General features: G+C 47.2%; 10 protein-coding genes. All 10 read right to left on the bottom strand.

Going from position 1 to position 6,977, the window contains the following annotated elements; translation table 11 throughout:
* Positions 1-122: 122 nt before the first annotated feature.
* Positions 123-545: a 50S ribosomal protein L17 gene (rplQ, locus tag LDL18_RS08180; protein WP_296508561.1), complete on the bottom strand. Its 423-nt coding sequence runs from the start codon at positions 543-545 to the stop codon at positions 123-125.
* Between the two features lie 118 nt (positions 546-663).
* Positions 664-1,725 carry a DNA-directed RNA polymerase subunit alpha gene (locus LDL18_RS08175; RefSeq protein ID WP_011240447.1) on the bottom strand — a complete coding sequence of 354 codons (1,062 nt, stop codon included), beginning with the start codon at positions 1,723-1,725 and terminating at the stop codon, positions 664-666.
* Between the two features lie 92 nt (positions 1,726-1,817).
* A complete protein-coding gene (gene rpsK / locus LDL18_RS08170; protein WP_011240446.1) occupies positions 1,818-2,207 on the bottom strand; it encodes a 30S ribosomal protein S11 in 390 nt (129 codons plus the stop codon).
* Positions 2,208-2,271: 64 nt separating this feature from the next.
* Entirely contained in the window at positions 2,272-2,640 is a 369-nt protein-coding gene (rpsM, locus tag LDL18_RS08165) for a 30S ribosomal protein S13 (RefSeq protein ID WP_011240445.1), read from the bottom strand.
* A gap of 333 nt (positions 2,641-2,973) precedes the next feature.
* Complete coding sequence (locus tag LDL18_RS08160; RefSeq protein ID WP_296508557.1) at positions 2,974-3,645, bottom strand: adenylate kinase; 672 nt, start codon at positions 3,643-3,645, stop codon at positions 2,974-2,976.
* Between the two features lie 32 nt (positions 3,646-3,677).
* A complete protein-coding gene (gene secY, locus LDL18_RS08155; RefSeq protein ID WP_296508554.1) occupies positions 3,678-5,066 on the bottom strand; it encodes a preprotein translocase subunit SecY in 1,389 nt (462 codons plus the stop codon).
* Between the two features lie 285 nt (positions 5,067-5,351).
* The gene (gene rplO, locus LDL18_RS08150) at positions 5,352-5,843 is read right to left on the bottom strand and encodes a 50S ribosomal protein L15 (RefSeq protein WP_296508565.1); all 492 of its coding nucleotides are present in this window, start codon (positions 5,841-5,843) and stop codon (positions 5,352-5,354) included.
* 149 nt (positions 5,844-5,992) lie between these two features.
* A complete protein-coding gene (gene rpmD / locus LDL18_RS08145; RefSeq protein ID WP_011240441.1) occupies positions 5,993-6,169 on the bottom strand; it encodes a 50S ribosomal protein L30 in 177 nt (58 codons plus the stop codon).
* A gap of 7 nt (positions 6,170-6,176) precedes the next feature.
* On the bottom strand, positions 6,177-6,878 hold the full coding sequence (rpsE, locus tag LDL18_RS08140) for a 30S ribosomal protein S5 (RefSeq protein ID WP_011240440.1): 702 nt from the start codon (positions 6,876-6,878) through the stop codon (positions 6,177-6,179).
* Positions 6,879-6,977, bottom strand: a 99-nt coding sequence (locus LDL18_RS08135) for a 50S ribosomal protein L18 (RefSeq protein ID WP_296508563.1), incomplete at its 5' end; no start/stop codon positions are given.

The following is a 6,977-nucleotide window of genomic DNA, read 5'->3' as shown; positions in this document are numbered from 1 at the left end:
CTCTAATCATCTCGAGCGAGAAAGGCAAGCCCTGCTTTGATTTTTTTGAAATTTTTTAGAAAAAAACAAAAAGAAAGGGGCTAATAAGCCCCTTCCCTTTTTTAAATAAGCTCTGACAGAAATCAGGCTTCTTCATTTTCCTGTTCTTCAACCTGAACAGGGCCAGAATCCTGACCTTTTGCAGTGGTATCGCGATCAACCAATTCAATCACAGCCATCTGGGCTGCATCGGAAGCACGGATACCGGCTTTGATGATACGCGTATAGCCGCCGTTACGGTCTTTGTAACGTTCAGCCAAAACGTCAAACAGCTTTTTCAGCTGAGTATCGTCCAGCAAACGACTATGAGCTAAACGACGGTTAGCCAAGCCACCTTTTTTAGCCAGCGTGATAAGCTTTTCGGTGTAAGGACGTAATTCACGTGCCTTAGCCAAGGTCGTGATGATCTGTTCATGCTTAATCAGAGCAGCGGCCTGATTGCGAAACAAAGCCAGACGATGGCTGGAAGTACGTTGCAGCTTGCGGCCGCCTACACGATGACGCATTTTAAATCCTTTCGTTTGTTCTCAAGGCCGTTTTAGGTACCTTGGACCACGCTTTTTTAAAGAGAGCGCCTAACTCTGCTGCGAAAGACCGGCCTGAAATCAGGCCGGTTTACAGAAATCAATATTCCTGTTCGAGCTTTTTGGCCATTTCCTCAATATTTTCAGGTGGCCAACCAGGGATTTCCATCCCCAGACGCAATCCCATGCCAGACAGAACTTCCTTAATTTCATTCAAGGATTTACGGCCGAAATTCGGGGTGCGCAGCATTTCTGCTTCAGTCTTCTGAACAAGATCACCGATGTAAATGATGTTATCATTCTTGAGACAGTTAGCAGAACGAACAGAGAGTTCTAATTCGTCAACCTTCTTGAGAAGGTTACGATTAAGCTGATTAGCACTATTTTCAGCTTCGCTGCTGGAAGAAGGCAGCGAGCTCTGTCCAATAGCAGAGGTTGGCGGAGCCAGACCGTCATCAAAGTGGACAAAGAGCTGAAGTTGATCCTGAAGGATACGGGCTGAATAAGCAATCGCATCTTCCGGCGAAATGGTACCATCGGTTTCGATCGTCAACAAAAGTTTGTCGTAATCGAGTTCCTGACCAACGCGGGCATTTTCGACTTTATATGCAACCTGTCTTACCGGAGAATAAAGCGCATCAACTGGAATAAGACCAATAGGTGCGTCTGCCGGACGGTTAGCCACAGCAGCAACATAGCCTTTGCCAGTATCAACGGTCAATTCAGCATTAAAGACGGCACCCTGATCAAGATGACAGATCACCAATTCTGGATTCATCACCTCGATATCACCGCTAACAGCAATATCGCCAGCAGTAACTACACCTGGGCCGGTACGAGAAATATGAAGGCGACGGCTACCGTCTCCCTGCATTTTAATCGCGACCTGCTTGATATTAAGAACGATATCGGTCACATCTTCACGAACCCCATTCAAGGACGAGAATTCATGCAACACATTTTCGATCTTGATAGCCGTAATGGCTGCCCCTTGCAGTGAAGATAACAGCACACGGCGCAGTGCATTACCAAGCGTCAGACCAAAGCCGCGCTCTAATGGCTCGGCAACAAAAGTTGCCTTGCATTTGCCGTTCCCGCTCGCTTTCTTTTCCAGGGCGTTGGGCTTTTTAAGTTCCTGCCAGTTCTTAGCGTTGACAGCCACGTTCGTCCCCTTGTGAGTTGAGCCGGCAGGGCTGCCCGCCGGCCACCAAAAAAATGGAAAAGGAAGGACACTGATGCCCTTCGCCAGATCGATCAGACACGACGCCGTTTAGAAGGACGCACGCCATTATGCGGAATCGGGGTCACATCACGGATAGAAGTGATATGGAAACCGACAGCCTGCAAAGCGCGAAGGGCAGATTCACGACCTGAACCCGGACCTTTAACTTCGACTTCTAAAGTGCGGACACCATGTTCAGCGGCCTTTTTACCGGCATCTTCTGCAGCAACCTGTGCAGCATAAGGCGTCGATTTACGGCTGCCCTTGAAGCCCATCATACCAGCAGATGACCAAGAAATAGCATTTCCCTGTGCATCAGTGATGGTGATCATTGTATTATTGAAGCTGGCGTTAACGTGAGCTACGCCGGCTGAAATATTTTTACGCTCGCGTCTTTTAACGCGCTGCGGTTCGCGTGCCATATCCTAAAATTCCTCAGGCTGGATGATGCAAAAGCAAAAAGATATCTTTTAAGAAGATATCTGCTTATTTTTTCTTGCCAGCGATGGGCTTAGCTTTACCCTTACGCGTGCGTGCATTGGTGTGGGTGCGCTGACCACGGACAGGCAACCCTTTACGATGACGCAAACCGCGATAGCAGGCAAGATCCATCAAACGCTTGATGTTCATAGCGACCTGACGGCGAAGATCACCTTCAACCGTATAGTCAGCATCAATAGCTTCACGAATCTGCAATACTTCGTTGTCAGAAAGATCCTGGACACGCCGTTCCGGCGCGATACCAAGCTTAGTAACAATTTTCTTAGCCGTGGTCGGACCGATACCATGAATATAGGTAAGGGCGATCTCTACACGTTTGTTTGTCGGGATATTGACACCCGCAATACGAGCCATGTCTGTAGTCTCCTGCTCCACGAGATATGTGGCACATATCTCATCTCAGCGCTTTTTTTATTACAGCTATCACCCCAGACATGCCAAAACACCCCTGCGATTCACAACTGCAAAAGAGCAAGCTTGCTAACCGTTAGGTAGGCATGAGTCAAGGACAACTGATACAAAACCAGCAATTATTCTCTTTTTCTATAAAAAATCTTTAAAAAAATAGCAATAAAAAAGCCTATTCAAAAGATCATAGAAAATGAAGCGCAGAACAGCCCTCTTTTAATATAAAAAAGGCAGGCCATAAATGACCTGCCTTTGGGATATAAAAACAGAAAAGACGCGTTATGCGGAGATAGGTTTAGCACCCTTCTCTTTCAAAATTTCTGCAATTTTAGTCGCAACATTCCCCATGGGGAGCATCCCATCTACGTAAGCGACAATGCCTCTAGCTTCATAAACTGGCAAAATCGGTGCAGTCTTTTCGTGGTATTCGACCAATCTTGCCCGAACGGCTTCTTCGTTATCATCAGGGCGACGTTTAAATTCAGTAGAACCACAGATGTCACACACCCCTTCCTTATGGGGGCGTTTGAATTCATCATGATATCCAGCACCACATTTGGAGCAAACATAGCGTCCGACAATCCGCTTTACTAAGGCGTTTTCATCGACTTTAATCTCAATGACGCAATCAAGTTTGCTGTGGCGTTCTGCCAACAACTTATCGAGCGCTTCGACCTGAGGTTTTGTCCGAGGAAAACCATCAAAAATGACACCATTTTTGGTATCTGGCTTATCGAGACGCTCGCCCAAAATTCTGATCATCAGGTCATCAGGAATCAGCTTACCGGCTTTCATCAACTCGCCAGCGATTTTCCCGACTTCGGTGCCTTCTTTAACGGCCTGACGCAAAATATCACCCGTAGAGAGCTGAACCATCCCAAAGTCATGAACCAATCGATGGGCTTGCGTTCCCTTGCCAGCTCCCGGCGGGCCAAAAAGAATAATATTCATTGTAAAGATTCCGATTTGTTAAACAGGAAAACCTATTTTAATCTTTGGCGCCGCCGAATGCTTTTACCGCGCAATTTCGACTTACGGATTAAATCACCATATTGGTGGGCAATCAAATGGCTTTGGATCTGGGTAACAGTGTCAATCGTCACGTTAACAACAATCAGCAAGCTGGTTCCGCCAATAGCAAAAGAGGTCATACCCAACTCGCTGGCCATAAATTCTGGCACTAAACAGATGCAAGTCAGATAAGCTGCTCCGATAACCGTAATACGGGTCAGCAAATAATCGAGATAGTCTGCTGTCGCTTTTCCGGGACGGATGCCAGGAATAAAACCACCATATTTTTTTAAATTATCAGCCGTTTCTTCGGGATTGAATACAATCGCTGTATAAAAGAAGCTGAAGAAAACAATCCCCAGACCATAGAGCAGCATGTACAGCCATGTGCCATGTGCCAGATATTGGTTCAGCGTAATCAGGATATTGCTCCACCGTCCCCCTGCGGTCACCCGCTGGCCAGCAAATTGCGTAATCGTCAATGGCATTAACAAAACAGAAGACGCAAAAATCGGCGGGATAACATTAGCGGTATTTAACTTTAACGGCAGATGGCTTTTATCCGCCTGCATCATCCCATTGGCAGATTGGCGTTTCGGATATTGAATTAGAACACGCCTTTGTGCTCGTTCCATAAAGCAGATGAACAGAACCAAGGCTGCCACAACAGCAATAACAGCAATAATCAGAGCAGGATTAACAGCTCCACTTCTTGTGCGTTCCAGCGTATTTAAAATAATAACCGGAAGCTGTGAAACAATCCCCGCCATAATGATGAGCGATGTTCCATTTCCAACGCCGCGACTTGTAATCTGTTCACCAAGCCACATCAAAAACATGGTGCCACCAATCAGGGAAATCACGCAGCTGATGCGGAAGAGTAAACCCGGATCGACTACGGCAGATAATCCCGCAGGCGTTTTCCAGTTTTCTAATCCGACGGCAATAAAATAGCCTTGAATCGCGGTCAAAAGAACCGTGCCGTAACGCGTATATTGGTTCAATTTTTTTCGGCCGCTTTCACCCTCTTTTTTCAAAGCCTCAAGATGTGGACTAAGAGAAGTTGAAAGCTGAACGACAATAGAAGCCGTAATATAAGGCATTAACCCCAAAGCGATCAATGACATGCGGCTTAGAGAACCACCGGAAAAGGTATTAAAGAAATCCAGTACACCACCATGCGTTTGCGCAAAAAGCGCGCCCATAGTGCGCGGATCAATCCCCGGTAACGGCACAAAAGAAAGTAACCGAAAGACAATCAAAGCCAGAAAGGTAAACCACAAGCGCTTTTTAAGATCAGTGGCCTTCCCAAACTGGGATAGATTGAAATTAGAGGCAAATTGATTGGCTGCTGATGCCATTATTCAGTCGAACCCCGAAAAAATTGCTGATAGATTTTTAAAAACTATCATGACGTATGATCGACATGTCGCAAAAGATAAAGAAAAAGCTTGAGCCTTATCTTCTTTCCACGACCCCTTGAGTAATAAAAACTCAAGAACCGGACATAGAGGGTTTAAGCAGTGAATGCAAAGTTGACAACCAAGCCTGTGCCTAAAATGACGTTTATTCCAGAAAAAACGGCCTGCAAAGGTAAATACCTTAACAGACCGTCCTTCTTTTAATCAGGCTTGGTGTCTAGCCTATTAGGCGTCTGTCTTTTCAACATTGCGACGAGCAATGATTTCAACCGATCCGCCAGCCTTTTCAACCGCTTCGCGGGCAGATTTCGAAATACCAGCCACTTTGAAAGCTACTTTAGAAGAAATTTCACCTTTAGCGAGGATACGGACACCATCTTTACCACCGCGGGCGACACCAGCCGCTTTTAAAGCCTGATGGTCAATCGGGTTTTTGGCATCCAGACGGCCAGTTTCAATCAGCTTCTGAACAACGCCAAGGTTAACTTCGGCATAGTCTTTAGCAAAAATATTGTTAAAGCCGCGTTTCGGGAGACGCATATAGATGGGCATCTGTCCACCAGCGAAACCATTGATCGAAACACCAGAACGGCTTTTCTGACCTTTTTGGCCGCGACCAGCGGTTTTACCGAGACCGGAACCAATACCGCGGCCAACGCGGACACGACCAACGCGTGAACCCGTGTTATCTTTCAGACTGTTTAATTTAAAAGACATATTAAAGCACTCGCTTTCGCTTTTGGCGCGCAGAAAAATTTTCAAGGAAAGCCTATGCGCATCAAAGCTTTCCAAAACAAAAACAGCGCCTCTCTTGTCGAGACGACGCTGTTCTTTGCCAATTTCCTTATCAAAAGACAAGGAAAAGATTAGTTCTCAACTTTAACCAGATGAGCAACCTTGCGAAGCATACCCCGAACATCGGGTGTATCCTTCAATTCGCGGGTGCGATGCATCTTGTTAAGGCCAAGACCGATAAGCGTTGCACGCTGATCTGGGCTACGACGGATAGGAGAACCAATCTGAGTAACTTTAAGAGTTGCCATCACATTTTTACTCCACAACCGCAGCAGCTTCAGCTTCAGCCTTAGCTGCAGATGCACCACCGCGACCGAAGAGATCAGCAATCCGTTTACCGCGGCGCTGGGCTACGGCTTTCGGGCTCTTCTGATCATTCAGTGCTTCAAAGGTGGCACGAATCATATTGTAAGGGTTGCTGGTGCCAACAGACTTCGTCACGACGTCAGCAACACCAAGGCTTTCGAAGATGGCGCGCATTGGACCACCAGCGATGATGCCGGTACCTGACGGTGCCGAACGCAGATAGACCAGACCAGCACCGAAGCGGCCACGACCATCATGATGCAAGGTGCGACCTTCACGAAGCGGAACGCGAATCATCGTCTTTTTAGCTGCAGCAGTTGCCTTAGAAATAGCTTCCGGCACTTCGCGAGCTTTACCATGACCAAAGCCGACGCGGCCTTTACCGTCACCAACAACAACCAAAGCAGCGAAACCGAAGCGCTTACCACCCTTAACCGTCTTAGAAACACGGTTAATGTGAACCAGCTTTTCAATCAGCTCTTCACCAGCTTCTTCGTTGCGACGGTCATCACGGCGACCACGGCCATCACGGCCACGACCACCACGACCACGGCCACCACGACCACGGCGTTCGTTGTTCGGATTGGTGCCGTTAGCAGCATTGGCAACTTCGGCATTTTCCGTTTTCTGGATTTCGCTTTCGTTAGCCATTTAGAACTCCAATCCGCCTTCACGGGCAGCATCAGCCAGAGCTTTTACCCGCCCATGAAACAAAAATCCCCCGCGGTCGAATACAACCTTGGTAATACC

The organism is Zymomonas sp. (assembly GCF_020216885.1).
In the GTDB taxonomy this organism is placed as follows: Bacteria; Pseudomonadota; Alphaproteobacteria; order Sphingomonadales; family Sphingomonadaceae; genus Zymomonas.
The sequence above is the reverse complement of the archived record's forward strand: the minus strand, read 5'-3'. Positions and strand labels throughout refer to the sequence as shown.

Coding starts and splice junctions, on each gene's coding strand:
- rplQ (WP_296508561.1), bottom strand. CDS start 545: ATGCGTCATCGTGTAGGCGGCCGCAAGCTGCAACGTACTTCCAGCCAT.
- rpsK (WP_011240446.1), bottom strand. CDS start 2,207: ATGGCACGCGAACCGCAGCGCGTTAAAAGACGCGAGCGTAAAAATATT.
- rpsM (WP_011240445.1), bottom strand. CDS start 2,640: ATGGCTCGTATTGCGGGTGTCAATATCCCGACAAACAAACGTGTAGAG.
- LDL18_RS08160 (WP_296508557.1), bottom strand. CDS start 3,645: ATGAATATTATTCTTTTTGGCCCGCCGGGAGCTGGCAAGGGAACGCAA.
- secY (WP_296508554.1), bottom strand. CDS start 5,066: ATGGCATCAGCAGCCAATCAATTTGCCTCTAATTTCAATCTATCCCAG.
- rplO (WP_296508565.1), bottom strand. CDS start 5,843: ATGTCTTTTAAATTAAACAGTCTGAAAGATAACACGGGTTCACGCGTT.
- rpmD (WP_011240441.1), bottom strand. CDS start 6,169: ATGGCAACTCTTAAAGTTACTCAGATTGGTTCTCCTATCCGTCGTAGC.
- rpsE (WP_011240440.1), bottom strand. CDS start 6,878: ATGGCTAACGAAAGCGAAATCCAGAAAACGGAAAATGCCGAAGTTGCC.